This is a genomic window from uncultured Actinobacillus sp. (assembly GCF_945915845.1).
Taxonomy (GTDB): domain Bacteria; phylum Pseudomonadota; class Gammaproteobacteria; order Enterobacterales; family Pasteurellaceae; genus Exercitatus.
Map to the genome: position 1 here is coordinate 1 of NZ_CAMEFX010000010.1, position 26,786 is coordinate 26,786.

Sequence of the window (26,786 nt, forward strand, 5' to 3'; positions counted from 1 at the left end):
GTAGTTGATTGTTATATTCTACACATAAGTTGTATTATTTTAGGGGATGGTTACACTTGGATACCGTGTTTAATAGAGGTTTGCGGAGTTAGCTTAGAATATTTACTTGCGCCAATTTGGATTTCTGCTCCTTTATCGGGTTGATAAACACCAGAAAGAATCTTAATAAGGGTTGATTTTCCACAACCATTTTGCCCCGCAAGACAGAGAGCTTCTCCATAATCTAAAGAAAGATTAATTTGATTTAATGCTTTTACACCATGGAATGTCTTATTGATATTCCGCATTAAAATAAATGCCATAAAACCTCCTTAGAGAAATATGGGCTCATAAAGAACCCATATTCAACGTAGATTAATATAAGTTGTCGATATTATCTTTAGTTACTTTGAGAATGCTATGGAATTGGAGTAATTTTTTCTCTGTGTTCACGTTGGCTTTGCCAACATTAGGTATTTCTAAACCATTTTCAATTTTTTCACCTTTTAGTACTTTTGCAGCAACAGTAGTCAAAGCATAACCAGCACTGGCAGGATCATAGGTAATTCCCATTGTTATATCGCCACTCTTGATTAAATTAGCAGCTTGGGATGGAATCATCATACCAAAAACATTTAATTTATTTTTTAAACGTTTTTCTTTTACTGCTAAACCAGCTCCAATAGGGCCTTGTGATCCAAAAGATACAACAGCTTTTAAGTCAGTATGCGCTTTTACTAAATCAAGTGTTGTACGACGAGCATCATTAATATTTTCAGCAACTGGCATTCTGCTTGTAACCTCAAACATATCAGGGTAATGCTCTTTCTGATACTTCACAAATAAATCAGCCCAGAGATTATGTTGAGGGACTGTTAGACCTCCTACATAAATTACATATCCACCTTTGCCACCAGTTACTTTGGCAACTTCTTCTACATAGTCAGCGGCAAATTGGGCATTATCAATGATTTCAATATCCCAATCAGCACTTGGTTGCCCAACAGATTCATTGGTTAAAACAACAATACCATTCTGTTTAGCTTTCTTAAGAACAGGCTCTAACGCATTTGCATCATTTGGTACAATAGAAATTGCATTGACTTTTTTGGCAATTAAATCTTCGATCAATTTAACTTGTTGAGGTGCATCAGTATTTGATGGGCCAACTTGATATGCATTGATATTATTATCTTTCCCTGCTTGAACAACGCCTTCTGCCATGCGGTTAAACCAAGGCATACCATCGATTTTAGAAATATTTACTACATCATGTGCAAATACTGAACTACAACAAGTCAATGCGAATAGGCTTGAAAATAATGTATGTTTTAATGTTGTTTTTTTCATTGCTCTTTCCTCATAAAATAAGACGCTATTTAAATCTGAATACCTCTATTAAAATAGTGGTATATCACTTCTTTAACAGAAAAATCACCATTAAAGTGAAATTAATCTTATTGCTTTAGCGTGTAAAAGAATAGGTAAATTATTGTTATGAGAATGGAAAATTCTGCTATCCAAATTAAAGTGAGATTTAGATCACATTCTGCTATCTTTATGCCTTTCTATTGTTCTAAACTCTGTTGGAGAAAGACCAGTATGCTTCTTAAAAATTTTTGAAAAGTATAATGAATCATCGTAACCTAGTGATTTTGCTATATTTAATATGGAAATGTTTGAGAAATAAAGCAGTTTTTTGGCTTCGGAAATGCGTTGTAACTCTCTCCATTGAATTAGGCTAATTCCAATAGATTGCTTAAATAGATGGGATAAACGGGAAGGAGATAGAAAAACTGTTTTAGCAATAGAATCTATACTGTCATTAGAAGCTAAATTAGACAATATTAAATCACAGGTAGATAGTACTCTATGATCAATTAAAGGAACGATCTCAATTTCCTCAGCTGAAATGCATTTCATCAATAAGTATTCTAATAATGTAGTTGCAACATCCTCCTTAAAAAAAGAGCTAGATTTTAACTCTATATCAATTTTAGAAAATAATTGACTGATTTCCTGAAAATACCGATTATCATTAATTTTAATTCTCCCTATATTGGCCTTTTTATTAGACCAATTCAACCATTTATTCAATTTAGGATTTGGCATAAAATAAATCCATTTATAGTGCCAATATTGAGAATTAATGTAGCGATGGTAATATTGAACGGAATTAGGATAGAAAAGCAGTAACTGGCCTCTTTTTACAGTAAAAGTTTTGTGACCATCAAATACGGAACCTTGCCCAAAGGTTGTAAGTTGCAACATATATCCATCCATACCTTTAGGTTTATTGATTACAAAATCAAGATAATTACCTTTTTCACTTTGGGTTAGCCCTCCAATCAAATTGATATCAAAGGTATGGTGTGGTGATAGAAGAGAAAGGTTTTTATACATAGTATTATATATCCATATAACTAGCATCAAGGTTAAGGTGTATTGTTCTTTTAAGCACAAAAACAAAGCAAAAGCTTTTGGTATAATTTAGTTCGCCAGAACCTAACAATTCCATACAATATGATGTCGCTTAAAATCATTTTAACAGATAATCTTTGGAAACGCCTAGCTGATTTATTCGAGAGCGTATTTATTCCAAATCAGAATACTTGTAATACGGTTGAAGAAATTTTGTGCCATCTTTATATGGATACCCCTAGTATGATTTGCTGTAAGCAGTCAAAATACTCAAGATATAATTATGAATGAGAAGCCTTAGGAGAGATTATTTTTAATCATTTGACGTTCCCCAAAATATTGTTTAGATTTCCCTTATCCCAATCAAGGAGTGAAATATGATGAAACTTTGGTATAGCACAACCAGTGCATTTGCACGTAAAGTATTGACAGTGATGAAACATCATCATTTAGAAGACAAAATTGAATTGCAACGCGTGAGTGTGGCGGCGGATCCGAATTCGCCGCACAATCAAGATAATCCCCTTGGGCGGATTCCTGCCTTGCAGCGTAATTGTGGGAACTGGTTGTTTGGTAGCTTGTTGATTTGCGAATATTTAGATTATAAAGGTAAGGATGCGAAGTTGTTCCCTGAAGCCGGTAAGGCGCGTTGGGCGGCGTTGGCGTTGCATAATTTGGCGGATGGTATTTCAGAAAATACGACCCCGATGGTGACAGAGAAAAAATTCCGTCCTGAAAATGAGTGGTGGACAAGCCGTTATGCGCAGGTGGCGGAACGTAATGCGCGCAGTTTTGCGCAAATGGAACAGGCCATTCAACCCTTTGGTTATGCGTTGAATATTGGCACATTGACGGCGGTGTGTTTGATTGATTGGTGGGCGTTCCGTCAAGACTTTTTAGGCTATGATTTAGCGGTGCATCATCCCGCGCTGGTAACATGGGCAGCGGAAATGAACGCGCGTTATCCTGAACTTCGCGAAACTATGTATCAATAAAATGAATGTTTCTCAAATTGTAGAAAAGTTGCAACAAGAACAGGTGGTGGCTTATCCCACGGAAGCGGTGTTTGGTTTGGGTTGCAATCCCATGAGCGAAAGCGCGGTGGAAAAGTTGCTTATTTTGAAAAATCGCCCGAAAGAAAAAGGGTTGATTTTGATTGCGCCGCGTTTGGATTATTTGTTGCCTTTTATTGATGTGCAAAAGCTTAATGCGGAGCAATATGCCCGTTTGCAAGGGGAATACGATCATCCTATTACGTGGGTTGTGCCGACCAAATTGAGCACACCAACATGGTTGACGGGGCAATTTACAAGCATCGCTGTGCGGATTTGTCGGCATCCTGCGGTGGTGCAATTATGCGAACAAGCCGGTTTTGCGTTAACCTCAACCAGTGCTAATTTATCCGGTTTGCCCCCTTGTCGAACGGCGCAAGAAGTGCGGTCGCAATTTGGCGAGAATTTCCCTGTTTTAGATGAAACGGTGGGGCAAGCGCAAAATCCGTCAGAAATTCGAGATTTACTGACAGGGCAATTATTTAGAGAAGGTTAAAAATGGACAAATATGCGGTATGGGGCAACCCAATTGCGCAAAGCAAATCACCACAAATTCATAAAATCTTCGCCGAACAAACCCAACAAATGATGGAATATGGGGCGATTTTAGGCGATCTTGACAATTTCGAACAACAGCTGTTGGCTTTCTTCCAAGATGGGGCGAAAGGTTGCAATATCACCGCGCCTTTTAAAGAACGCGCCTATGCCTTGGCGGATGAATATAGCGAACGCGCGCTGACAGCGGAAGCCTGTAATACCCTGAAACGCTTAGATGACGGACGTTTGTACGCGGATAATACAGACGGCGCGGGTTTGGTGAGCGATTTGGTTCGTTTGGGCTGGCTAAAGCCCAATCAATCTATATTAATTTTAGGTGCGGGCGGCGCGACAAAAGGCGTATTGTTGCCCTTGTTGCAAGCCCAACAAAACATCACGATTGCGAACCGCACTTTAGCCAAAGCGCAAGAGTTGGCTGCGAAATTCGCACAATATGGCAAGGTGCAAGCGGTAGAAATGACGCAAATTCCGCTGCAAAAATTTGACGTCATCATTAATGCCACATCTTTAGGTTTGCAAGGCAAAACCGTAGATATTTCCCCTGAAATCCTGCGTTCCGCCGGCGCGATTTATGATATGCAATACGCCAAAGAAACCGACACGCCATTTATTGCCTTAGCAAAATCCTTGGGAGCAAAAAATGTTTCTGACGGATTTGGGATGTTGGTGGGACAAGCGGCACATTCTTTTGCGTTGTGGAGAGGGGTGATGCCGAATATAGATGTATTATTGAAATAAGAGAGCGTTATATCGTTTCTATAAATATCTCTAAAGGAGACTTACGCTTCTTTTTACAATTGTAAATTGCGTTTTGAAAGTCTTGTGAAGAGCTTACCTTATACCAATAATAGTTCAATATTCATGTCGGTTATGGCCTCTTTTGCATTTTCAGGTAAGCCTTGATCACAAATAATCATATCTAAAGTGTTAAGTGGATAAAGTAAGAAAGTGGCCACTTTTCCATATTTGGATGAATCAGTCACAAGAATATTTTTTTGGCTGGATTGAATAATGGCTTTTTTAACGGGAATTTTTTGCTCATCAGGAGTGGTGAGCCCTTTTAAATTCCAAGAAGACGTAGATATAAACGCAATATCTACCGCAACTTGGCGTAGAAATTGTGCAGCAAGTTCTCCGATGGATGAGCGATTTGATTTATTAATCAATCCCCCCGAATGAATAATATTGCATTGACCATTAACCATTAAATATTGCGCAATGACAAAATCATTGGTGATAACAAGAAGATCTTTCTCGTGGGCGATTTGTTTTGCTATTTCCAATGTAGTAGTGCCGGCATCTAAATAAATAGTTGAGTTAGGTTTAACCAGTTTGGCGGCTTCTTTACCAATGGCAATTTTTTCCTTGGTAGCGAGTAAAGATTTATCATCATGGGTTGGTTCGCTGGCTAAACGTTCAAGAAGCTGTACGCCACCCGATACTGAAATCACCTTCCCTTCTTCTTCCAATTTCTGAATATCACGCCGCACAGTCATATGGGAGACACCTAACTTTTCCACCAGCGTATTAATACTGACAATGCCTTGTTGATGAATGAGATTAAGCAATGTTTGCTGTCTTTCTGCTGGAATCATATATCGTCTCCGTTCTAACTAAATGTCAATTGGATTATACCGCTAAACTGATTATTCTCAAAAAATAACAATATTTAACATTCAATGTTAAAAAATGTGATCAAGTTCTCAGAATTTAACAATTGTTTTGTGCATAATAGCGTCATCAATAATTCAGCTTATGGAGAAAGAAAGGATGGAAAAACAAAATTATTCCGTTGCAGTGATCGGTCTTGGCTCAATGGGCATGGGCGCAGCCGTCTCTTGCATTAATGCAGGATTAACAACCTATGGTATTGATTTAAATCCTGTTGCGCTTGAAAAACTGAAAGCCGCAGGCGCAAAAGCTGTGGCGACAAATGGCAATGATTTTGCGCAGGAATTAGATGCGGTGGTGATTTTAGTCGTTAACGCGGCGCAAGCTAATGCGGCATTATTTGGCGAGAATGGCATTGCCAAAAAATTAAAAGCAGGCACCGCAGTAATGGTGTCTTCCACTATGGCAGCACAAGATGCACAAGCAATTTCACAAAAATTAACAGACTTAGGGTTGATTATGTTAGATGCACCCGTTTCTGGCGGCGCGGCTAAAGCGTTAAAAGGTGAAATGACCGTCATGGCATCAGGTTCAAAACAAGCATTTGAGCAATTACAACCTGTTTTAGACGCTACCGCGGCAAAAGTTTATAACATCGGCGAAGAAATTGGTTTAGGTGCAACAGTTAAAATTATTCATCAGTTATTAGCCGGTGTGCATATTGCCGCAGGCGCAGAAGCCATGGCGCTTGCCTCAAAAGCCGGTATTCCACTTGATGTGATGTATGACGTTGTGACCAATGCGGCAGGTAACTCTTGGATGTTTGAAAACCGTATGAAACACGTGGTAGAAGGCGATTATACACCGCTTTCTATGGTAGATATTTTTGTGAAAGATTTAGGCTTGGTCAACGACACCGCAAAATCACTTCATTTCCCACTTCATTTGGCAAGCACCGCTTATTCCATGTTTACCGAAGCCAGTAATGCAGGTTATGGTAAAGAAGACGACAGCGCGGTGATTAAAATTTTCAGCGGCGTGAATTTACCGAAAAAAGGAGCGTAATGATGTTAGGTGTTATTGCAGATGATTTTACGGGCGCCAGCGATATTGCCAGTTTTTTGGTTGAAAATGGCTTAAGTGCGGTGCAAATGAACGGTGTTCCAACCCAACCGTTAAACAGCAAAGTCGATGCCATTGTGATCAGTTTAAAATCACGTTCCAACCCTGTGAATGAAGCTATTGCACAATCTTTGAGTGCTTATCAGTGGTTAAAAGAAAATGGCTGCACACAATTTTATTTTAAATATTGCTCTACCTTCGACAGCACGGCAAAAGGCAATATCGGCCCGGTCACCGATGCTTTGCTTGATGAATTAAATGAAGATTTCACCGTGATTACGCCAGCCCTTCCTGTAAATGGACGCACAATTTTTAACGGTTATTTATTTGTCGGCGATGTGCTGTTAAGTGAATCAGGCATGAAAAATCACCCGATTACGCCAATGACCGATGCCAATTTAATGCGTTTAATGGATGCACAAGCTAAGGGAAAAACAGGTCTGGTGGCTTATGCTGATGTGATTAAAGGAGCGGATCGCGTAAAAGCGCGTTTTGCAGAATTGAAAGCGCAAGGCTACCGTTATGCGGTGGTGGACGCAGTGGATAATTCCCAGTTGGCTGTGCTGGCTGAAGCCGTGGTAGATTTCAAATTGGTGACAGGTGGCTCAGGCTTGGCAGCCTATATGGCGGCACGTTTAAGTGGTGGCAAACAAGGGGTTAATGCCTTTACCCCAACCAAAGGCAAAACGGTGGTGTTATCAGGTTCTTGTTCAGTCATGACCAATAAACAAGTGGAAAAATATCGCGAAAAAGCACCGCACTTTCAACTTGATGTTGAGCAAGCTATTCATAATGAAAACTATGTAGAACAGCTTTATCAATGGGTAATAGCGCATCTTGATAGCGCGCTTGCCCCGATGGTTTATGCCACTGTGCCGCCAGATGCGCTCAAAGCCATTCAACATCAATTCGGCGTTGATCAAGCCAGCCACGCCATTGAAAACACCTTTGCCAAACTTGCCGCCAAATTAAAGCAAGCCGGCGTGACTAACTTTATTACTGCTGGCGGTGAAACCTCAAGTATCGTGGTGCAACAACTTGGTTTTACGGGGTTCCATATCGGCAAACAAATTGCCCCAGGTGTGCCTTGGTTGAAAGCGGTAGAAGAAGAAATTTTCCTTGCCCTTAAATCAGGCAATTTTGGCAAAGAAGACTTTTTTGAATATGCACAAGGAATGTTCCTATGACAGATTTAGCCCAAAAAGAATTAATGGTGCAGCTCGGGCGTTCTTTTTATGAGCGGGGTTACACCGTAGGCGGCGCAGGCAATTTGTCCGTACGCCTCGATGAAAATCGGGTGTTGGTTACGCCAACAGGCTCTTCACTCGGTCGATTAAGCGTAGAACGTTTATCTGTATTGGATATGGAAGGCAATCTTTTGGAAGGCGATAAACCATCAAAAGAAGCGGTATTCCATTTGGCGATGTATCAAAAGAACCCTGAGTGCAAAGCCATTGTACATTTACATAGCACTTATTTAACCGCACTTTCTTGCCTTGAGAATTTGGATCCGAGCAATGCGATGAAAGCGTTCACACCCTATTACGTGATGCGCGTGGGAAAAATGCAAGTCATTCCGTATTATCGCCCCGGTTCGCCAAAAATTGCAGAAGAATTAGCTAACCGCGCCTTAACCGGCAAAGCGTTTTTACTGGCAAATCACGGCGTTGTTGTCACGGGTTCAGACTTGCTTGATGCGGCGGATAATACTGAAGAGTTGGAGGAAACCGCAAAATTGTTCTTCACCTTGCAAGGACAAAAAATCCGTTATCTCACCGATGAAGAAATTCAAGATTTGGAACACAGAGGAAAATAACTATGCCTAAATTCGCTGCTAACTTAACCATGATGTTTAACGAAGTCCCCTTTTTAGATCGATTTGAAGCGGCTGCGAAAGCAGGATTTAAATACGTGGAATATTTATGGCCTTACGACTATCCCGCTGAAGAGTTAAAAGCCAAACTCGATCAATATGGTTTAACTCAAGTCTTATTTAATACTTCTGCGGGCGATATTGCCAAAGGTGAATGGGGCGTTGCGGCAATCCCTGGACGTGAAGCCGATGCGCGCCGGCATATTGACCAAGCCCTTGATTACGCCATTACTTTAAACTGCCCAACGGTTCATATTATGGCGGCGGTCGTCCCTGAAGGTGAAAGTCGCGAAACTTACAAACAAACCTTTGTGGAAAACATTCGCTACGCGGCAGAGAAATTCAAACCGCACGGCATTAATATTTGCTTGGAAGCCTTAAGCCCTGAAGTCAAACCTAATTATTTCTTAAAAAGCCAATACGACACCTTGGAAATCGTGGAATTAGTCGATCGCGATAACGTCTTTGTTCAACTGGATTACTTCCACGCGCAAAATGTTGACGGCAATCTTTCTCGTTTAACCGATAAGTTAAACGGCAAATTTGCTCACGTTCAAATCGCGTCCGTACCGGATCGCCACGAACCAGACGAAGGCGAAATTAACTATCAATATATTTTCGATAAGCTCGATGAAATGGGTTATGACGGATATGTGGGCTGTGAATATAAACCACGTGGTGAAACCGTGGCAGGATTGGATTGGTTTTGGCAGTATAAATAAACCCTAAATAAATTCCTTAAAATTTGACCGCGGTTTTAAAACATAAATTATCCAAGGAGGATACAATGAAAGTTGTAATTACTGGTGGACAAGGGTTCTTAGGACAACGTTTAGCCAAAACGCTATTAGCCCAAAATAATGTTCAAATTGATGATTTAATTTTAATTGATGTTGTTAAACCTATTGCGCCAAATAACGATCCCCGTGTTCGATGTTATGAAATGGATTTACGTGAGCCAACAGGATTAGATGAATTAATTACCAAAGAAACGGACGCTATTTTTCATTTAGCTGCCATTGTCAGTAGTCACGCTGAACAAGATCCTGATTTGGGTTATGAGATCAATTTCTTAGCAACACGTAATTTGCTTGAAATTTGTCGCCAAAATAACCCTAAAGTGCGGTTTATTTTCTCGAGTTCTTTAGCAGTATTTGGTGGGGAACTGCCTGAAACTATCCTAGACAGCACCGCTTTCACGCCGCAATCAACCTATGGTACGCAAAAAGCGATGTGTGAGTTATTGATTAATGACTATACACGTAAAGGCTTTGTGGACGGAATTGTTGTTCGCTTACCAACTATTTGTATTCGACCAGGTAAACCAAACAAAGCCGCATCTTCATTTGTGAGCAGTATTATGCGTGAACCATTGCACGGAGAAACGGCGGTTTGCCCTGTCTCTGAAGAATTACGTTTATGGTTATCCAGCCCAAATACGGTTGTCGCCAATTTTATTCACGCATTAACTCTGCCATCTTTGCCACAACGCAGTTGGCATACCATTAACCTGCCAGGATTTAGTGTTACTGTAAAACAAATGTTATCTGATTTAAGCCAAATAAAAGGTGAGGAAATTCTAAAACACATTAGATTTGAGTTTGATGAAAGCATTAACAATATCGTTGCCAGCTGGCCTGCAAAAATTGATAACACTCAGGCATTAGCTTTAGGCTTTAACGTGGATAGCAATTTCCAAAGCGTTATCCAACAATTTATTGAATATGATATGTAGGAGGCACTATGTTTGGCTTACCTATTCCAATTATTGGATTATTAATTGCGGTATTTATTCTCGTTTTTCTCGTCTTAAGAACACGTGTTCATGCTTTCATCGCGATGTTAATTGCCGCATCCATTGCTGGCTTAGTGGGTGGTATGTCAGCAGATGAAACATTAAGTTCCATTACCAAAGGATTTGGCGGCACACTGGGTGGTATCGGTATTGTTATCGGGCTTGGTGTGATGATGGGAAGCGTTTTAGAAGTTTCTGGTGCCGCAGAAAAAATGGCATACAGCTTTATCAAAATGCTAGGTCAGAAAAAAGAAGAGTGGGCATTAGCCATTACGGGTTACGTAGTCAGTATTCCAATTTTCGTAGATTCCGCCTTTGTTATTCTCTATCCTGTGGCAAAAGCACTGGCAAAAAACGGTAAACGCTCATTATTAACCTTAGGTGTTGCCTTGGCAGGTGGTTTAGTCGTTACTCATCACACCGTTCCACCAACGCCGGGCCCATTAGGTGTAGCTGGATTATTCGGTGTGGATATTGGCGCGATGCTATTAACGGGTATGTGCATGGCAATATTACCTGTCGTTGGTATTGTTTTGTATGCTAAATGGTTAGATAAAAAATATCCTCACTTTAATCAAGAAGTCTTTACTGAAGAAGAATTAAGACAAAAATATGATAACTATATTGAAAGTCGCGAGAAAAAAGAACTTCCAAGCTTAGGACTTTCTTTACTACCTATCGTATTACCAATCGCCTTAATTTTTATCAAAGCAGTTGTTCATTTATTTGTTAAGGACGTACCTGAAGCACTTGCGAGCGTGCCTTATCAGATCGTTTCATTCCTTGGTCACCCGGTTATTGCCTTAGCATTAAGCGTGTTAATTTCTGTTTACACATTACTACCAAAAGTAGATAAAAATACCACCGCACTTCATCTTGAAGAAGGCGTTAAAACGGCAGGTATTATCTTATTGGTAACAGGTGCGGGTGGTGCATTAGGCGCGGTATTACGTGATAGTGGCGCAGGAAAACAATTGGCAGAACAAATCGCAAACTTGCCGATTTCACCTATCTTAATTCCGTTTATCGTATCAACCTTAGTACGTTTTATTCAAGGTTCCGGCACCGTTGCGATGATTACCGCGGCGTCTATTTCCGCCCCAATCCTTGCGCAAATACCCGGTGTTAATATGTTATTAGCCGCTCAAGCTGCCACAATGGGATCGCTGTTCTTTGGTTATTTCAACGACAGCTTATTCTGGGTGGTTAACCGCATGATGGGTATTAATGATGTGAAAAAACAAATGGTCGTTTGGTCTGTACCAACCACGATTGCTTGGGGAATTGGCGGTATTTCAGTCATTCTTGCTAACTTGATTTTTGGCAATGATGGCTCCGTATTCGACTTACTTTTCCCTGTGGTTGTGTTAGCTGGCATTTTATTCTATATCAAGCTTCAGAATAAAAATATCTAATGAGTAATTATCCCCATGGCGTTCATGCCATGGGGATTTTATTTGTAAGGAGAAAATACTATGTTAAAAGAAATAGTGAGCCTGCTTTCTCTTCTAATGGTATTTAATGTTTTCGCTCAAGATAGTGCTAATAAAAATATAAAACCCATTCAAGCAACGCTCTTAGCTGAAATTACCGCTCAAGGTCAAAAAGTTAATGCAGTAGCATTGGAATATGAAGATAACGTACTTTCTGGTTCTGATCTTAGAAAGACTTATCAAATTTCTACTACGCTAAATGGGCAAGAACCAACAGCGCGAACTATTTTGCGTGCTTATGTAAATAACGAACCCGCATTATCTACTAACCCTAAAAAAGGGAAATTTGTCATTATTGAATTGGATAACCAAGACAAAAATGCTGAACTTTATCGCCTTGCCATTGAAAATGCTCAACCGATGCAATTTAAAGGGAGAGATAAAGACGGCAATGTGATTACAATTGAGAAAAAACAAGCCAATAAAGTACCGCATTATTATGGTGAAAAATTAGTTTATCAAATTAATCAAACGGGTTATTTAAAATTAACCAATGGTAAAACCTTGGATAAAACTACGTTAATACAACCTGCTATTTCGGATAAAGTCAAAACACCTTGGCTTGATCAATTTGTGGCAAAAAGCACTTATTTGAAAGATAAAGCGAATTTCTTAAATTATCGAATTTTTTTACCGCACTTTGAAAAAGGAAAAATGTATCCATTAACTATTTTTCTCCACGGTTCGGGGCAAGTAGGTTCTGATAATTTGGCGCATTTGCTTTCAAGTAAAGGGGCAATTTCAACACTGCAATATGAGGACGGTATTGTTCTTGCTCCACAATATCAAAGCGTTTTTGACCCTTTCGATGACGTCACAAAAGGTCAAAAAGGTGGGATTCATTGGCAAACAGAGAATCGCCGTAATCTTGTTTTCAAAATGATTGATGAGACGCTAGCACAGTATCCACAAATTGATAAAACACGCATTTATTTAGTTGGTTTATCCCGTGGTTCTGAAGGGGCTGTAAATCTTTTGTTAGAGCGACCGCACTTTTTTGCTGGTGCCTTATTAATGAGCGGACGAGAAGCCTATACCATCGAATGGATGGACGGCAACGCGACAAAAGAAAATCTTGCACCAATCAAAGATGTGCCAATGTGGTTTTTCCATAGTAAAGAAGACAAAATTTCCCCTGTTAAGGGTTCCCGTATTAACGTAAATCTTTTGAAAGACTTAAACGCCCCAAATGTTAAATATACTGAATTTACCACAGAGAAAGCAGGTGATAATGGCATTGTAAACGACAATGCACATAATACTTGGGATGCCGTATTTAATAGTCCAGAAGTAATGCAATGGTTATTACAACAAAAACGTAAATAAGGAGTCTTTTATGTTTATGTATTTATCTCACTCTCTTGATCCCAAAGGTGTTGCTTGGCCTGGGGAACCTGTCATTGAAGTAACTCGTTGCACTGATGTTTGCGAAGAAATACCTTTTAGTAGCTTTATGAGTAAATTACCAAATCATTTTGGTACTCATATGGATGCCCCACGCCATTTTGTGAGAGATGGTTTTCCTGCCTATTAGATCAAATCTCTAGCGAGATGTCTGGGGGGCGCGGTCTGAAGGCAAATCTATTTTGCCTTTTTTATGTTTTCTCATTTTTCAAGTTTATCTTTTCATTATTTTATTTACTTATCAGCTTAATACATGGATTTTTCTGCTATAAATTTAAAGTGTGATCCAGATCTCTTTTCGTCATTTCTTTATTGATTAATATGTTCGCATCCTAGAGCATTGACTCATAGGATATCGATATCTTATTGATAGTACATGTAATCTTAATATGAAGGAGTATGTATATGAAAACGACTAAGAGAACTTTTTTTAAATCCTTAGCAGCGATTTCAATTTGTGCATTATTCGGATTTAACGCATCACCAGTATATTCTAGCTCAGAAGCACCAATGAAATTAGGTTTCTTGGTAAAACAACCGGAAGAACCTTGGTTCCAAACTGAATGGGCATTTGCAGATAAAGCTGCGAAAGATTTAGGTAACGTTCAGATCATTAAAATTGCAATTCCTGATGGTGAGAAAACATTAAATGCTATTGATAATTTAGCTGCCAATGGGGCGAAAGGTTTTGTGATTTGTACGCCGGATCCGAAACTTGGCCCAGCCATCATGGCAAAAGCACGTTCTTATGATTTAAAAGTAATTGCTGTGGATGATCAATTCTTAAATGCAGCGGGTGAACCGATGACAAATGTGCCACTTATCATGATGGCAGCGACAGAAATTGGTCAACGTCAAGGTGAAGAACTTTATAAAGAAATGCAAAATCGTAAATGGGATGTGAAAGATACTGCGGTGTTAGCGATTACTGCTGATGAATTAGATACAGCTCGCCGCCGTACTGAAGGTTCTATTGAAGCGTTAATTAAAGCAGGTTTCCCAAAAGAGAAAATTTATAAATCGCCGACTAAAAGTAATGACATTCCAGGCGCGTTGGATGCGGCAAACTCTATGCTAGTGCAACACCCTGAAATTAAAAATTGGCTTGTTGTTGGTATGAATGATAATACGGTTCTTGGCGGTATTCGAGCCACTGAAGGGCAAGGTTTTAAACCTGAAAATGTGATTGGTATTGGTATTAATGGTACGGACGCAGTCAATGAATTATCTAAACCGAAAGCAACAGGTTTCTTTGGTTCATTATTACCAAGTCCTGATGTTCATGGCTATCGCAGTACGGAGATGCTATACAAATGGATTAAAGATGGTGTCGAGCCACCGAAATATACACCAATTGGCGATCCGGTGTTATTAAAACGCGAAAACTTCAAAGAAGAATTATTGAAAAAAGGTCTTTAATTGACGATTTGAAATATTAGCAAGGAGGACGAGATGCAAGTTCCATATTTAGAGTTTGATAATGTGAGTAAGAGTTTTCCGGGTGTGAAAGCATTACAAAATGTTTCTTTTAAATGTTATGAAGGTAAAGTTCATGCATTAATGGGAGAAAATGGTGCAGGTAAATCCACCTTGCTAAAAATTTTAAGCGGTAATTATTTACCCACAGAAGGGAAATTAAGTATTGGTGGACGTCAGTTAGTTTTTAGTAATACAAAAGAAGCATTATTAACTGGCGTTGCCATTATTTATCAAGAATTGAATATTGTGCCCGAGATGACGGTTGCTGAGAATCTTTGTCTAGGGCAGTTTCCACATTCTTTTGGTATTGTGAATAAAGCCGAGCTACTTGAGAGAACGCAGAAATACTTAGATAAACTCGATCTTAATATTTCTCCAGATACGCCATTAAAAGAACTTTCCATTGGTCAATGGCAGATGATTGAGATTGCAAAAGCTTTAAGTCGTGGCGCTAAAATTATTGCTTTTGACGAACCAACCAGTAGCTTATCCGCACCAGAAATAGAAAAATTATTTACGGTGATTAATGAATTGCGTGATGAGGGTAAAGTCATTTTGTACGTTTCCCACCGCATGGAAGAAATTTTCCGAATTAGTGATGAGATCACTGTGTTGAAAGATGGGCAGTATGTAGAAACATTTTCCGATCTTTCTAAAATCACCAATGACGATTTAGTGCGCAGTATGGTAGGGCGTAATTTAGGTGATATTTACCATTACCGTTCAAGAGAAGTGGGAGAAACTCGATTAAAATTGACCGCACTTTCAGGTACAAAATTAAAAGGTAATTTTAATTTAGAAGTTAAAGCTGGTGAAGTGTTAGGCTTGTTTGGTTTGGTTGGCGCAGGGCGTTCAGAATTATTAAAAGTTATTTTTGGTGCCGATCCCAGCACAGCGGGAAAAATTGAATTAGACGGAAAAGAAATTTCTGTGCGTACACCAAAAGATGCGATTCAACAAGGCATCGTGCTTTGTCCAGAAGATCGTAAAAAAGAAGGGATTATTCCTACAGCAACCGTGGGCGAAAATATTAATATCAGCGCCCGCCGTTCCCATAATTTTTTGAAATTTATTATTAATGATAAATGGGAAACAGAAAATGCAGAAAAACAACGTCAACAAATGAATGTAAAAACGCCATCAATCGAGCAGCTTATCGTGAACTTATCTGGCGGTAATCAACAAAAGGCAATTTTAGGACGTTGGCTATCTGAAGATATTAAGGTGTTGCTACTCGATGAACCTACTCGTGGGATTGATGTAGGAGCAAAATCAGAAATTTATGACTTAATTTTCAAACTTGCAGATGAGAAACTTGCGATTATCGTAGTATCCAGTGATTTACCTGAAGTGATTGGTGTTGCTGATCGTATAGTTGTGATGAAAGCACATGAAATTACAGGGGTTGTAGAACGCGCTGATGCAACCGAAGAGAAAGTATTGAAACTGGCTATGGTCGATAATAAAGCGGCTTAAAATAGGAGAAGAATTATGACTTCAACAACTCAAACCCAAAATACACATTCATTCGGTAGATTTTGGAATTCTTATGGAATGCTCTTAATTTTTGCCGTTATTTTTATTGCTTCTTGTGCCTTTATTCCTAATTTTGCCACGGTGGTGAATATGAAAGGGCTCGGCTTGGCGATTTCTATGAGTGGGATTGTGGCCTGTGGGATGTTATTTTGTTTAGCCGCAGGTGAAATTGATCTTTCTGTTGCTTCTGTTATTGCCTGCGCGGGTGTCGTAACGGCGGTTGCGATTAATGTCACTCAAAGTGTGACAATCGGTGTTCTTGCGGGCTTAGGGTTAGGTATAGCCATTGGTTTAATTAATGGTTTTGTAGTGGCGAAATTGAAAATCAATTCATTAATTACGACCTTAGCAACGATGCAAATTGCCCGTGGCTTAGGTTATATCATTTCAGACGGTAAAGCAGTAGGTATTACTAAAGAAGAATTCTTTGAAATTGGTTATCAAGATTTATTTGGTATTCCATTACCGATTGTGTTTACGATTATTTGCCTTGCTATTTTTGGTTTTTTACTTAGCAAAACCACTTATGGACGCAATACATTAGCTATTGGTGGTAACCAAGAAGCTTCTCGTTTAGCAGGGATTAATGTGGATCGTACAAAATTAATTATCTTTGTGGTTTCTGGTTTTGTTTCCGCTTTAGCGGGTGTGATTCTTGCCGCACGAATGACGAGTGGTCAGCCAATGACTTCAGTCGGTTTTGAATTAACCGCCATTTCAGCTTGTGTTCTTGGTGGTGTTTCCTTGACGGGTGGTGTAGGTAAAATTTCATTTGTAATTGCAGGGGTGTTAATCCTTGGCACCATTGAAAATGCGATGAACTTATTAAATATTTCACCATTTGCACAATATGTCGTTCGTGGTTTGATATTGATGATTGCCGTAATTTTTGATAAATATAAACAAAAATTTATCAAAGCATAGTATGAAAAAAGAAGAAATTGGGAATCAAAAAAATCCATTATTACCAGGGTATCAATTTGGCGCGTACTTAGTCGCAGGCTGTACGCCAATTGAGAAAAATGATCAATTAGATTTTATTATTGACCGACCGAATGGGATGAAAGGTTATATTCTCAATTTAACGATAGAAGGCACCGGCACGGTATTTTATGGTGACAGTGCCTTTAATTGCTCCGTGGGGGATTTGTTGTTATTTCCTCCAAGTGTCCCACATTATTATCATCGTGAGAATAATTCTGAACGGTGGTATCACCAATGGATTTATTTTCGCCCCCGCAGTCTTTGGAGCAGTTGGTTGCAATGGAGCAATACTCACCATCAGGTTGGAAGGTTAACGATTACGAATTCTGATACATACCAAGATATTCTCTCGCTATTTCAGAAAATTGAACAAGAGTACAAACATGAAAGTTTCTTTTCTCAAGAAATGTCCATGTGCCTACTTGAACAATTGCTTATAAAATGTTCTAGACTAGATCCCGCCAATAAACAACGTTTGCTTGATCCGCGTGTGCTTTCCGCTTGCCAATTTATTTCCGATAATTTAGATAAAAATTATAAAATTAATGATATAGCCGATCATGTGCATATTTCAGCATCGCGTTTAGCGCATTTATTTGTCGAGCAACTCGGAACGAATATTGTAAAATGGCGCGAAGAGCAGAGAATGATCAAGGCTCAGCATTTACTCCATACCTCTAATGCTCAAATTTATTATATAGCACGTCAATTAGGCTATGATGATCAACTTTATTTTTCACGTTTATTCAAACGTTATACGGGTTTAAATCCTACAGAATATCGAAATTCAAGATAAATGTGATCTCTTTCTCACTTTAATTAAAGTAGCAGGATTATCTATATAATCAGCATTTTTACTCATCGTATTCATGCCAAATTTGGCTATCCTATATTCAGTCATTTAGATAGGGAAGGATAGTCTATGGAACATATCAAACAACTTATCGAGCAAGGCCGCGCCTCCTTAGGGATTGAATTAGGTTCTACACGAATTAAGGCCGTGTTGATTAATGCAAGTGGAAATATTCTGGCTAGTGGTGTTTCCGATTGGGAAAACCGTTATGAAAATGGCATTTGGACATATAGCCAAGATGAAATTTGGCAGGGTATTCAAACTGCATATAACAATCTCGCCAACCAAGTCAAAGAAACTTACCAAGTTAGTTTAAAACAATTGTCGGCAATTGGTATTAGTGCAATGATGCATGGCTATTTACCTTTTGATCAACAAGGTCATTTATTAACGCCATTTCGTACTTGGCGTAATAATATCACGCAAGAATCTTCTCAAAAATTGACCGCACTTTTTAATTACAACATTCCTCAACGTTGGAGTATTTCGCATCTTTATCAGGCGATATTGAATAAAGAAGAACATGTGGAAAAGATCGATTTTATTACCACATTAGCGGGTTATATTCATTGGCAATTAACTGGAAAAAAAGTATTAGGTGTAGGTGATGCATCAGGGATGTTCCCTATTGATCCGCAAACAGGTTCTTATTATCAAACCATGCTTAATCAATTTTCGGAATTAGTGAGTCCAAATGTTTATCCATGGACCCTTGATAAAATCTTACCAACGGTCTTAGTTGCGGGAGAGCGCGCTGGGGAACTTACCGAGCAAGGCGCCAAATTATTAGATCCATCAGGTCAATTACAGCCAGGCATTCCATTCTGCCCACCAGAAGGTGATGCAGGAACAGGTATGGTAGCGACAAATAGTATCCGAGTGAATACAGGGAATATTTCTGCAGGGACGTCTGCTTTCGCCATGATAGTTTTAGAAAAACCACTTTCTAACGTGTATGAACAATTAGATATGGTGACAACCCCAACAGGCAAGTTAGTTGCTATGGCTCATGCCAATAATTGCACATCAGATATTAATGCTTGGGTCAATCTTTTCGGTGAGAGCTTAAAAGCCTTTGGCGTTGATGTGAAACCCGATAAATTGTATGAAACGCTATTTCTTAAAGCCTTGGAAGGTGAAGCCCATTGTGGTCAGTTGCTGGCTTATGGCTTTTACTCTGGCGAACACGGAGTCGGACTCTCTGAAGGCTGCCCTATTTTCATGCACCCTGCCAATTCTCATTTTACGTTGGCAAACTTTATGCGAACCCATTTATATAGTGCATTTGGGGCAATGAAATTAGGGGTGGATATTCTTATTCAACAGGAAAACGTTCAATTAACGCAAATATTGGGACATGGTGGAATTTTTAAAACACCGAATGTGGCTTCAAAAATCTTAGCGTCAGCGTTGAATGTACCCGTGGCTGTCATGAAAACAGCAAATGAAGGTGGTGCTTGGGGAATTGCATTATTAGCAAATTACATGGCGGCATATCAAACGGGGCAAACGCTAGAAGAATATTTAGATAATACAATTTTTGCGCAAGCAGAAATGACGTTATCTCAGCCCGATGCAGAAATCGCCAAAGGATATGAAGAATTTATTCAGTATTATCAGAAAGGTATCCCTATTGTGCAATCAGCTGTCGATGCCTTACGTCATTCTATTTAAAACGAAGTAGGAGAATCTTATGGAATTTCTTAAAAAACTTGAAGTTTGGTTTGTTGTGGGTAGCCAAGATTTATATGGAGATGCGGCGCTTCAGCAAGTCAATGCGAATGCGGAACAAATTACTCAATATTTGAATAAACAAAACCCATTTATTCAAATTAAGCTTAAACCTTTAGCTACAACGCCAGAAGATATTTTAGCTATTTGCCAAGCGGCAAATTATGAAGAAAATTGTGTAGGGATCATTGCGTGGATGCATACATTTTCGCCAGCTAAAATGTGGATTGGTGGACTTACACGTTTAAATAAACCATTACTCCAATTTCATACACAGCTAAATAAAAATATTCCATGGAATGAAATTGACATGGATTATATGAATTTACATCAAACGGCACATGGTGACCGTGAATTTGGTTTTATGGTTTCTCGTTTGCGTAAACCAAGAACCATTGTCGTTGGGCATTGGCAAAGTGAAACTGTCAAACAAAAAATAGAGCGTTGGATGCGAGTTTTAGCCGCAATTTATGACCAACAACATCTTAAAGTGGCGCGTTTTGGCGATAATATGCGCGAAGTTGCTGTGACAGAAGGGGATAAAGTTGAAGCGCAAATTAAATTTGGTTATAGCGTAAATGGTTATGGTGTATATCAATTAGCCAATAGTATTAATGCGGTTAAAGATGAAGATGTGGATAATCTAGTTAAGGAATATGAAAGAAGTTACCACTTAGTCGATAGCCTTAAACTTGGCGGAGAAAAACGCCAATCATTAATTGACTCGGCTCGTATTGAGTTAGGTTTAAAAGCATTTTTAGATAAAGGTGGGTTTAAAGCCTTTACGGATACCTTCCAAGACTTAAATGGTATTAAACAATTGCCTGGTTTAGCTGTGCAACGATTAATGGCGCAAGGATATGGATTTGGTGCTGAAGGTGACTGGAAAACCGCTGCATTAGTTCGCGCCATTAAAGTCATGAGTTATGGATTGCCAAATGGTTGCTCATTTATGGAAGATTATACTTATGATTTACAAGAAAATAATGAAGTGGTACTTGCTGCACATATGCTTGAAGTTTGTCCATCGATTGCAAAAGAGAAACCTGTTTTAGATATCAAGCCATTGGGTATTGGTGGCAAAGATGATCCTACACGCCTTATCTTTACAGCCAAATCAGGCAAGGCGACAGCCTCTACCATTGTCGATTTAGGAAATCGTTTCCGCATGATTACTGCAGAATTACAAGCAGTAGATAAACCGCAAGATATGCCAAATTTACCCGTAGGTCATGTATTTTGGAAGTTAGAACCCGATTTTGATACGGGTACTCAAGCTTGGATCTTGTCAGGTGGCGCGCACCATAATGTCTTTAGTTTAGATATTGATGCAGATATGTTAAGAACATTTGCGGAATATTTTGGTATCGAATTTATCAATATTAATGCGAAAACTGAATTGGCAACATTAAAAAATGAATTACGTTGGAATGATGTAGCCTATCGTTAATTTTCCTAAAAGTGCGGTGAAATTTCGCCGCATTTTATTTTTCAGGAGGTCAAAAATGTTAAAAGAACTCAGAGAAAAAGTACTTCAAGCTAATCTTAAATTGCCTAAATATAATTTGGTGACATTTACTTGGGGAAACGTGAGTGAAATCGACCGCACTTTAGGCTTGATCGCGATTAAACCCTCTGGCGTAGATTATGAAACGATGACGGCAAATGACATTGTGATCGTGGATTTGCAAGGGAATATTGTATGGGGAAATAAGAAACCCTCTTCAGATACAGCTACCCATCTTGAGCTTTATCGCCAATTTGCTGATATTGGTGGAATTGTGCATACACATTCACGTCATGCGACAATTTGGGCGCAAGCAGGTCAAGATTTAATTGCGGCTGGTACAACCCATGCGGATTATTTTTATGGTGCCATTCCTTGTACACGTTTATTAACTGATGATGAAATTCGAAATTCATATGAACTTCAAACAGGTAAGGTGATTGTAGAAACCTTTAGAACACGACATATTCAGCCACTGCAAGTGCCAGCTGTGTTAGTGCAGTCCCATGGTCCCTTTGTTTGGGGAACGGATGCCGATAATGCTGTCCATAATTCTGTTGTATTAGAGGAAATTGCCTATATGAACTTGTTTAGCCAGCAAGTTAATCCAACACTTTCTTCCATGCAACAAGTACTTTTGGATAAACATTACTTACGGAAGCATGGTGCTAATGCTTATTATGGTCAGTAATGGACGGTGAGAAAAATGGCTGGCAAATGTATCTAATTTCTTAGATATTCTCTACATATAATGGATCTTATGAACCTAAATAGCCAAAGATGTATTTTATGTTCGTTTTATCACTAACGGCACCGTTTTCTTTTTGACATTTTGATAGCTTGCACAGATTTTGCGGAGAATAGTATTTAGTGTAATAGACAAAATAGTTGCTATTACACTCAAAAGTACGGTGTTATGTAGAACTTGCACAAAGATTTAACCGATTGAAAACATTAAAATCCCTATTGAAATTTTCACTCAATAGGGATTTTTATTATATGCTGAATTTAAAATCTAAGTACAATAAAACAAAGGGGCTTTCTCGTTGAAGACCCTGCTTTCAATGGTTCTGTTCCTCTTGTTTCCATTTTTTTCGCAAATTCCCTATTCCTTTTTGTTTCTTAGTTTTAGTGGTTCTATACATTAGCTGATTATTATTTTTAAATTTCTACATTTTATATTTCAATCTGTGATACGGATCACTTTTTTTATGTGTGAAATATGCTATTAATAATATTACAAAAGTTTAATCAATGATCAAATGTTCAATTTAGGCATTGAATTAAATATTTTGTATATTATTTAGCTATTTTATTTAACCAAATATTTATGTTAGGAGTAATTTATGAAATTGAGAAAAACTTTCTTACTTGCAGTTTTTAGTGCAATTTCGATAAATGCACATTCTTTCCCTACTCATTCCTTAGAAATTGTCACCCATTCGGGGGCTGGAGGAGGAACAGATTTAACCGCGCGTATGGTTGCAAGTCTTTCAGAGCCAATTCTGGGTAAATCAATTTTGATAGTGAATAAGAAAGGCGGCGGCGGGATTCTTTCTTTAGATTATACTGCGGCTCAACCAGCTGATGGCTATACAATTTTAACCTACACTAGTGGACAAGCAGCAGAAATTAGCAAAGGGACATCAAAATTATCACTAAAAGACTTAATTCCTTTAGCAAGAGCAACTGATGATCCTCAGATTTTGATGAGCAAATGCGGTCGATTCAAAAATGGTGGTGAATTTATTGAAGCTCAAAAAATACATGCTTTGACTTACGGAACTACTCAGTTAGGTGGAATTGATGATGTTTCAGCATTTGCATTTACGACAAAAGCCAAAATAAAAACGGCACAAGTCATTCCTTTTGATAGCGCTAATGAGATCGCAGTTCAAATTGTTGCTGGAGGGGTAGATGTTGGCGTTTTAAATTTAGGGGAAGCTAAAGTGCAAATTGAAGCTGGCCAGGTTTGCCCAATAGTTGTTTTAGCTGATGAAAGAATGAAAGCTTTACCTAATACCCAAACAGCTAAAGAGCTAGGTATCCCAGTAAGCTTATCAACAGTTCGGGGGTTTGTCGTAAAAGCAGGAACACCTGATAATATTGTAAAAAAACTTGAAACTACTCTATTAGAAGCAATGGCTAAACCAGAGTTTCAACAATTCTTGAAAAATCAAGGGCTTGATGCTTCTTCTGTTGCTGGTAAGGATGTTTGGGGTAAGCAGTTAGAAGATACTGATAAAGAAATGTATAACTCATTAAAACAACTTGGCTTTATTCAATAATTAGAGTATAGGTTTGATTAGGAGGAATATATGAGAAGTAAGAGAGAACTTTGGGTTTGTTTAATTATTATATTATTGGCAAGTATTACAATTTATCTTGCTTCTCAGTTTAAAGACTTGCCTCCTATATTACAAAGAGGATTACAGCCATCAACTTTTCCTATTATATGTGCAACGATAATTATTATATTAGCTATTCAAATATGGTTACGAAGTAATATAAATCCAACAAATGAACATGAAATGTCATTTAATCATATAGTACTTAAAATGATGTTAATCTTTTTAGGGTTTATTTTGTTGTTATATATTGATTTTTTCTTGGCTATTGCATTAACTACATTAGCTATTCATATACTATGGTCAAAGAAAGCGAGACTATCTTCTGTTATTTTATTAGGAGTGGTTCTCCCCATTTTTATCTATTTATTATTTGGAATACTTTTAGATGTAAAATTTCCAAGTGGAATAATAAATTATTTACAATAGGTACAGATTATGGAAACAGTATTTATTGCATTAACTAATTTAGCTAATCTTCAATTATTAGCCTGGATCCTAATAGCTTCCATTGGTGGGATATTAATTGGCTCTCTTCCGGGTTTGAATGCAACAACTGGAGTAGCATTAATTTTACCATTTACGATTACAATGGATCCTATCTCAGCTGCAACAATTATGTTAACTATATATTGTGCGGCAACATTTGCTGGTGCAATTACGGCAATTTTAATTAATACGCCTGGTACTTCTGCTAGCGCAACTACGTGTTTAGATGGTTATCCATTAGTACAGAAAGGAGAAGCCGGAAGAGCATTAGGAATTGCTGCTGTGTCATCAGGCATAGGGGGTGTTCTAAGTGTTATTTGTTTAATGATAGCTGCCCCATTACTTGCTAGCATTGCATATAAATTTGCGCCACCAGAATATTTAACTCTTACCATTTTTGCAATATCAATGTTGGCAACAGTGGGAAACAGTTCAGTGTTAAAAAATTTATTATCTGGTATGTTTGGTGTATTAATAGCCACAATAGGAGTAGATCCATTGACTACGGTTGATCGTTTTACATTTGGAATTGCCGCCTTATATGATGGCATTGATATAGTCCCAGTTATGATCGGTATATTCGGAATTAGTGAGCTATTTATACAAGCCTCAGTTTCAGCGCAATCTAAAGATCTTGTTCAAATTGACAAAATCAAGTTGCCAACTTGGCTAGATTATAAGCGCATATGGAAAACTATTTTACGTTCTACTGGCTTGGGGACTTTCATCGGTATTTTACCTGCCGAAGGTGCAACAGTTGCATCTATCGTTGGATATAATGAAGCTAAGCGCTGGTCTAAACATCCTGAAGAATTTGGCAAAGGTGCTATTGAGGGAATTGCAGGTTCAGAAGCCGCTAATAATGCTGCAACTGGGGGCTCTATGGTACCCAGCTTAGCTCTAGGAATTCCTGGCAGTCCAACTGCGGCAGTAATTTTAGCTGGGCTTATGGTTCATGGAATTAATCCAGGGCCAAACCTTTTTATAGAAAAAGGTGAAATTGTTTACACAATCTTTTGGGCTATGCTTCTAGCAAATGTGATTTTCTTTTTTATTGGGCTATTTGGCGCCAAATTATTTGCTCGAGTAACATTCATTCCTACATCAATATTATGGCCGATAGTGTTTGTACTTTGTGTAGTAGGCTCATATGCTGTGAACTTATCTATTGTTGATATTTATATATCACTAATTTTCGGCATATTAGGGTATTTCATGAGAATATTTGGATTTTCAGTTATACCAATGACAATCGGTTTAATTTTAGGTGGCGTTTTAGAGTTGAGATTGGGGCAAACTATAACAATGATAAAAGGTGATTGGTTCAGTATTTTGGAACGCCCAATTTCTGTATTCTTTATTCTTGCAACTATCTTAGCATTAATTATGCCAATGATAAGAAAGTACAATCAAAATAAATGAAATATTTATTTTAAATATAAGAACTCAGGTGAAAACAAATTTATTTTAAATTCTTATTAAGAATATAACCCATTAATACCACTGTTAGAAGGAAATATTATGACAACACAATTAGACGCACTTAAACAAATGACCGTTGTGGTGGCTGATACCGGCGATATCGAAGCCATGAAACTTTATAAACCTCAAGATGCCACAACTAACCCATCTCTCATTTTAAGCGCATCGGCGTTACCGCAATACGCTTCGCTTATCGATGATGCGGTGGCTTATGCAAAAGCGCAAAGTAGCGATAAAGCCCAGCAATTAATTGATGCCGAAGATAAATTGGCGGTGAATATCGGGTTAGAAATCTTAAAATTGGTTCCGGGACGTATTTCAACGGAAGTGGACGCACGCCTTTCTTACGACACTCAAGGTACCATTGAAAAAGCACGCAAAATCATTCGCTTATATAATGAAGCCGGTGTTCCCAATGATCGTATTTTGATTAAAATCGCATCAACATGGCAAGGTATCCGTGCTGCTGAAATTCTTGAGAAAGAGAATATTAACTGTAACTTAACCCTATTATTCTCTCAAGCGCAGGCGCGCGCTTGTGCAGAAGCAGGCGTTTATTTAATTTCGCCATTTGTGGGGCGTATTTTAGACTGGTATAAAGCCAATTCAGACAAAAAAGACTACGCACCGGCAGAAGATCCGGGTGTGATTTCTGTGACGCAAATCTACAACTACTACAAACAATATGGCTATAACACGGTGGTTATGGGCGCAAGTTTCCGCAATGTCGGCGAAATCACTGAGCTTGCAGGTTGTGATCGCTTAACAATTTCACCGGCTTTATTGAAAGAGTTACAAGAAAGCGAAGCGCCATTAGTGCGCAAATTGGACTACCAAGGCGAAGTGAAAGCCCGCCCTGCCCCAATGACTGAAAGCGAATTCTATTGGGAACACAACGCAGATCCAATGGCCGTAGAAAAACTGGCTGACGGCATCCGTAAATTCGCTGCAGACATTGAAAAATTAGAAGCTATGTTGGCAGCGAAGTTGTAATTTGTCGTTCAAGCTACAAAGTGCGGTGAAAAATCACCGCATTTTTACGTGGTGTAATAGAAAAATTTCTTTTGAT

24 protein-coding genes and 2 pseudogenes are annotated in these 26,786 nt (G+C 38.6%); 22 read left to right on the plus strand and 4 right to left on the minus strand.

Going from position 1 to position 26,786, the window contains the following annotated elements; genetic code table 11:
• Positions 1 to 53: 53 nt before the first annotated feature.
• The 3 genes and pseudogenes from Q0O89_RS04145 to araC (Q0O89_RS04155) all read right to left on the minus strand — a co-directional run.
• Positions 54 to 302 (minus strand): annotated as a pseudogene (locus tag Q0O89_RS04145) (ATP-binding cassette domain-containing protein); the annotation flags it as partial.
• A gap of 52 nt (positions 303 to 354) precedes the next feature.
• Positions 355 to 1,329, minus strand: a complete 975-nt coding sequence (locus Q0O89_RS04150; protein ID WP_293730448.1) for a substrate-binding domain-containing protein — start codon at positions 1,327 to 1,329, stop codon at positions 355 to 357.
• 192 nt (positions 1,330 to 1,521) lie between these two features.
• On the minus strand, positions 1,522 to 2,382 hold the full coding sequence (araC, locus tag Q0O89_RS04155) for an arabinose operon transcriptional regulator AraC (RefSeq protein WP_293730449.1): 861 nt from the start codon (positions 2,380 to 2,382) through the stop codon (positions 1,522 to 1,524).
• Between the two features lie 398 nt (positions 2,383 to 2,780).
• Here araC (Q0O89_RS04155) and Q0O89_RS04160 point away from each other — a divergent pair, with 398 nt between their 5' ends.
• The 3 genes from Q0O89_RS04160 to aroE are packed head-to-tail and all read left to right on the plus strand — an operon-like array spanning position 2,781 to position 4,748.
• Positions 2,781 to 3,395: a glutathione S-transferase gene (locus tag Q0O89_RS04160; RefSeq protein WP_276985021.1), complete on the plus strand. Its 615-nt coding sequence runs from the start codon at positions 2,781 to 2,783 to the stop codon at positions 3,393 to 3,395.
• 1 nt (position 3,396) lies between these two features.
• Positions 3,397 to 3,948, plus strand: coding sequence for a Sua5/YciO/YrdC/YwlC family protein (locus Q0O89_RS04165; protein WP_273402709.1), 552 nt, complete (start codon positions 3,397 to 3,399; stop codon positions 3,946 to 3,948).
• A gap of 2 nt (positions 3,949 to 3,950) precedes the next feature.
• Positions 3,951 to 4,748: a shikimate dehydrogenase gene (gene aroE, locus Q0O89_RS04170; protein WP_293730450.1), complete on the plus strand. Its 798-nt coding sequence runs from the start codon at positions 3,951 to 3,953 to the stop codon at positions 4,746 to 4,748.
• A gap of 98 nt (positions 4,749 to 4,846) precedes the next feature.
• Here aroE and Q0O89_RS04175 read toward each other — a convergent pair whose 3' ends face one another.
• On the minus strand, positions 4,847 to 5,605 hold the full coding sequence (locus tag Q0O89_RS04175; protein ID WP_273318409.1) for a DeoR/GlpR family DNA-binding transcription regulator: 759 nt from the start codon (positions 5,603 to 5,605) through the stop codon (positions 4,847 to 4,849).
• A gap of 175 nt (positions 5,606 to 5,780) precedes the next feature.
• Between Q0O89_RS04175 and ltnD the strand changes: the two genes are divergently transcribed.
• The 19 genes and pseudogenes from ltnD to tal all read left to right on the plus strand — a co-directional run bounded on the left by ltnD (position 5,781) and on the right by tal (position 26,710).
• Positions 5,781 to 6,686: an L-threonate dehydrogenase gene (gene ltnD / locus Q0O89_RS04180; protein ID WP_293730451.1), complete on the plus strand. Its 906-nt coding sequence runs from the start codon at positions 5,781 to 5,783 to the stop codon at positions 6,684 to 6,686.
• Positions 6,687 to 6,688: 2 nt separating this feature from the next.
• On the plus strand, positions 6,689 to 7,930 hold the full coding sequence (gene otnK, locus Q0O89_RS04185; RefSeq protein ID WP_293730491.1) for a 3-oxo-tetronate kinase: 1,242 nt from the start codon (positions 6,689 to 6,691) through the stop codon (positions 7,928 to 7,930).
• Positions 7,927 to 8,559, plus strand: coding sequence for an aldolase (locus tag Q0O89_RS04190; protein ID WP_273383342.1), 633 nt, complete (start codon positions 7,927 to 7,929; stop codon positions 8,557 to 8,559). Before otnK ends, Q0O89_RS04190 begins: the two co-directional genes overlap by 4 nt.
• 2 nt (positions 8,560 to 8,561) lie before the next feature.
• Positions 8,562 to 9,338 (plus strand): 2-oxo-tetronate isomerase, encoded by a 777-nt coding sequence (otnI, locus tag Q0O89_RS04195; protein ID WP_293730453.1) that lies wholly within the window; start codon positions 8,562 to 8,564, stop codon positions 9,336 to 9,338.
• Between the two features lie 65 nt (positions 9,339 to 9,403).
• Positions 9,404 to 10,351, plus strand: a complete 948-nt coding sequence (gene denD / locus Q0O89_RS04200) for a D-erythronate dehydrogenase (RefSeq protein ID WP_293730454.1) — start codon at positions 9,404 to 9,406, stop codon at positions 10,349 to 10,351.
• Between the two features lie 8 nt (positions 10,352 to 10,359).
• Complete coding sequence (locus Q0O89_RS04205) at positions 10,360 to 11,826, plus strand: gluconate:H+ symporter (protein WP_293730455.1); 1,467 nt, start codon at positions 10,360 to 10,362, stop codon at positions 11,824 to 11,826.
• Positions 11,827 to 11,886: 60 nt separating this feature from the next.
• The gene (locus Q0O89_RS04210; protein WP_293730457.1) at positions 11,887 to 13,230 is read left to right on the plus strand and encodes a phospholipase; all 1,344 of its coding nucleotides are present in this window, start codon (positions 11,887 to 11,889) and stop codon (positions 13,228 to 13,230) included.
• Between the two features lie 10 nt (positions 13,231 to 13,240).
• Positions 13,241 to 13,423 (plus strand): annotated as a pseudogene (locus Q0O89_RS04215) (cyclase family protein); the annotation flags it as partial.
• Between the two features lie 290 nt (positions 13,424 to 13,713).
• Positions 13,714 to 14,727 (plus strand): arabinose ABC transporter substrate-binding protein, encoded by a 1,014-nt coding sequence (locus Q0O89_RS04220; RefSeq protein ID WP_293730458.1) that lies wholly within the window; start codon positions 13,714 to 13,716, stop codon positions 14,725 to 14,727.
• Between the two features lie 33 nt (positions 14,728 to 14,760).
• On the plus strand, positions 14,761 to 16,263 hold the full coding sequence (gene araG / locus Q0O89_RS04225) for an L-arabinose ABC transporter ATP-binding protein AraG (RefSeq protein WP_293730459.1): 1,503 nt from the start codon (positions 14,761 to 14,763) through the stop codon (positions 16,261 to 16,263).
• Between the two features lie 15 nt (positions 16,264 to 16,278).
• On the plus strand, positions 16,279 to 17,247 hold the full coding sequence (gene araH / locus Q0O89_RS04230; protein WP_293730460.1) for an L-arabinose ABC transporter permease AraH: 969 nt from the start codon (positions 16,279 to 16,281) through the stop codon (positions 17,245 to 17,247).
• A gap of 1 nt (position 17,248) precedes the next feature.
• Complete coding sequence (gene araC / locus Q0O89_RS04235; protein ID WP_293730461.1) at positions 17,249 to 18,103, plus strand: arabinose operon transcriptional regulator AraC; 855 nt, start codon at positions 17,249 to 17,251, stop codon at positions 18,101 to 18,103.
• 126 nt (positions 18,104 to 18,229) lie between these two features.
• Positions 18,230 to 19,834 (plus strand): FGGY-family carbohydrate kinase, encoded by a 1,605-nt coding sequence (locus Q0O89_RS04240; RefSeq protein ID WP_293730462.1) that lies wholly within the window; start codon positions 18,230 to 18,232, stop codon positions 19,832 to 19,834.
• 19 nt (positions 19,835 to 19,853) lie between these two features.
• Complete coding sequence (gene araA / locus Q0O89_RS04245; protein ID WP_273402689.1) at positions 19,854 to 21,341, plus strand: L-arabinose isomerase; 1,488 nt, start codon at positions 19,854 to 19,856, stop codon at positions 21,339 to 21,341.
• A 55-nt stretch (positions 21,342 to 21,396) separates the two neighbouring features.
• Positions 21,397 to 22,089 carry an L-ribulose-5-phosphate 4-epimerase gene (gene araD, locus Q0O89_RS04250; protein WP_293730463.1) on the plus strand — a complete coding sequence of 231 codons (693 nt, stop codon included), beginning with the start codon at positions 21,397 to 21,399 and terminating at the stop codon, positions 22,087 to 22,089.
• 655 nt (positions 22,090 to 22,744) lie between these two features.
• Positions 22,745 to 23,686, plus strand: a complete 942-nt coding sequence (locus Q0O89_RS04255) for a tripartite tricarboxylate transporter substrate binding protein (protein WP_273402685.1) — start codon at positions 22,745 to 22,747, stop codon at positions 23,684 to 23,686.
• Positions 23,687 to 23,716: 30 nt separating this feature from the next.
• Positions 23,717 to 24,175 (plus strand): tripartite tricarboxylate transporter TctB family protein, encoded by a 459-nt coding sequence (locus Q0O89_RS04260; RefSeq protein WP_273402683.1) that lies wholly within the window; start codon positions 23,717 to 23,719, stop codon positions 24,173 to 24,175.
• Between the two features lie 9 nt (positions 24,176 to 24,184).
• Positions 24,185 to 25,657 (plus strand): tripartite tricarboxylate transporter permease, encoded by a 1,473-nt coding sequence (locus tag Q0O89_RS04265; protein ID WP_273391922.1) that lies wholly within the window; start codon positions 24,185 to 24,187, stop codon positions 25,655 to 25,657.
• 99 nt (positions 25,658 to 25,756) lie between these two features.
• The gene (tal, locus tag Q0O89_RS04270; protein WP_293730464.1) at positions 25,757 to 26,710 is read left to right on the plus strand and encodes a transaldolase; all 954 of its coding nucleotides are present in this window, start codon (positions 25,757 to 25,759) and stop codon (positions 26,708 to 26,710) included.
• Positions 26,711 to 26,786 lie beyond the last annotated feature (76 nt).

Coding starts and splice junctions, on each gene's coding strand:
- Q0O89_RS04150 (WP_293730448.1), bottom strand. CDS start 1,329: ATGAAAAAAACAACATTAAAACATACATTATTTTCAAGCCTATTCGCA.
- araC (WP_293730449.1), bottom strand. CDS start 2,382: ATGTATAAAAACCTTTCTCTTCTATCACCACACCATACCTTTGATATC.
- Q0O89_RS04160 (WP_276985021.1), top strand. CDS start 2,781: ATGAAACTTTGGTATAGCACAACCAGTGCATTTGCACGTAAAGTATTG.
- Q0O89_RS04165 (WP_273402709.1), top strand. CDS start 3,397: ATGAATGTTTCTCAAATTGTAGAAAAGTTGCAACAAGAACAGGTGGTG.
- aroE (WP_293730450.1), top strand. CDS start 3,951: ATGGACAAATATGCGGTATGGGGCAACCCAATTGCGCAAAGCAAATCA.
- Q0O89_RS04175 (WP_273318409.1), bottom strand. CDS start 5,605: ATGATTCCAGCAGAAAGACAGCAAACATTGCTTAATCTCATTCATCAA.
- ltnD (WP_293730451.1), top strand. CDS start 5,781: ATGGAAAAACAAAATTATTCCGTTGCAGTGATCGGTCTTGGCTCAATG.
- otnK (WP_293730491.1), top strand. CDS start 6,689: ATGTTAGGTGTTATTGCAGATGATTTTACGGGCGCCAGCGATATTGCC.
- Q0O89_RS04190 (WP_273383342.1), top strand. CDS start 7,927: ATGACAGATTTAGCCCAAAAAGAATTAATGGTGCAGCTCGGGCGTTCT.
- otnI (WP_293730453.1), top strand. CDS start 8,562: ATGCCTAAATTCGCTGCTAACTTAACCATGATGTTTAACGAAGTCCCC.
- denD (WP_293730454.1), top strand. CDS start 9,404: ATGAAAGTTGTAATTACTGGTGGACAAGGGTTCTTAGGACAACGTTTA.
- Q0O89_RS04205 (WP_293730455.1), top strand. CDS start 10,360: ATGTTTGGCTTACCTATTCCAATTATTGGATTATTAATTGCGGTATTT.
- Q0O89_RS04210 (WP_293730457.1), top strand. CDS start 11,887: ATGTTAAAAGAAATAGTGAGCCTGCTTTCTCTTCTAATGGTATTTAAT.
- Q0O89_RS04220 (WP_293730458.1), top strand. CDS start 13,714: ATGAAAACGACTAAGAGAACTTTTTTTAAATCCTTAGCAGCGATTTCA.
- araG (WP_293730459.1), top strand. CDS start 14,761: ATGCAAGTTCCATATTTAGAGTTTGATAATGTGAGTAAGAGTTTTCCG.
- araH (WP_293730460.1), top strand. CDS start 16,279: ATGACTTCAACAACTCAAACCCAAAATACACATTCATTCGGTAGATTT.
- araC (WP_293730461.1), top strand. CDS start 17,249: ATGAAAAAAGAAGAAATTGGGAATCAAAAAAATCCATTATTACCAGGG.
- Q0O89_RS04240 (WP_293730462.1), top strand. CDS start 18,230: ATGGAACATATCAAACAACTTATCGAGCAAGGCCGCGCCTCCTTAGGG.
- araA (WP_273402689.1), top strand. CDS start 19,854: ATGGAATTTCTTAAAAAACTTGAAGTTTGGTTTGTTGTGGGTAGCCAA.
- araD (WP_293730463.1), top strand. CDS start 21,397: ATGTTAAAAGAACTCAGAGAAAAAGTACTTCAAGCTAATCTTAAATTG.
- Q0O89_RS04255 (WP_273402685.1), top strand. CDS start 22,745: ATGAAATTGAGAAAAACTTTCTTACTTGCAGTTTTTAGTGCAATTTCG.
- Q0O89_RS04260 (WP_273402683.1), top strand. CDS start 23,717: ATGAGAAGTAAGAGAGAACTTTGGGTTTGTTTAATTATTATATTATTG.
- Q0O89_RS04265 (WP_273391922.1), top strand. CDS start 24,185: ATGGAAACAGTATTTATTGCATTAACTAATTTAGCTAATCTTCAATTA.
- tal (WP_293730464.1), top strand. CDS start 25,757: ATGACAACACAATTAGACGCACTTAAACAAATGACCGTTGTGGTGGCT.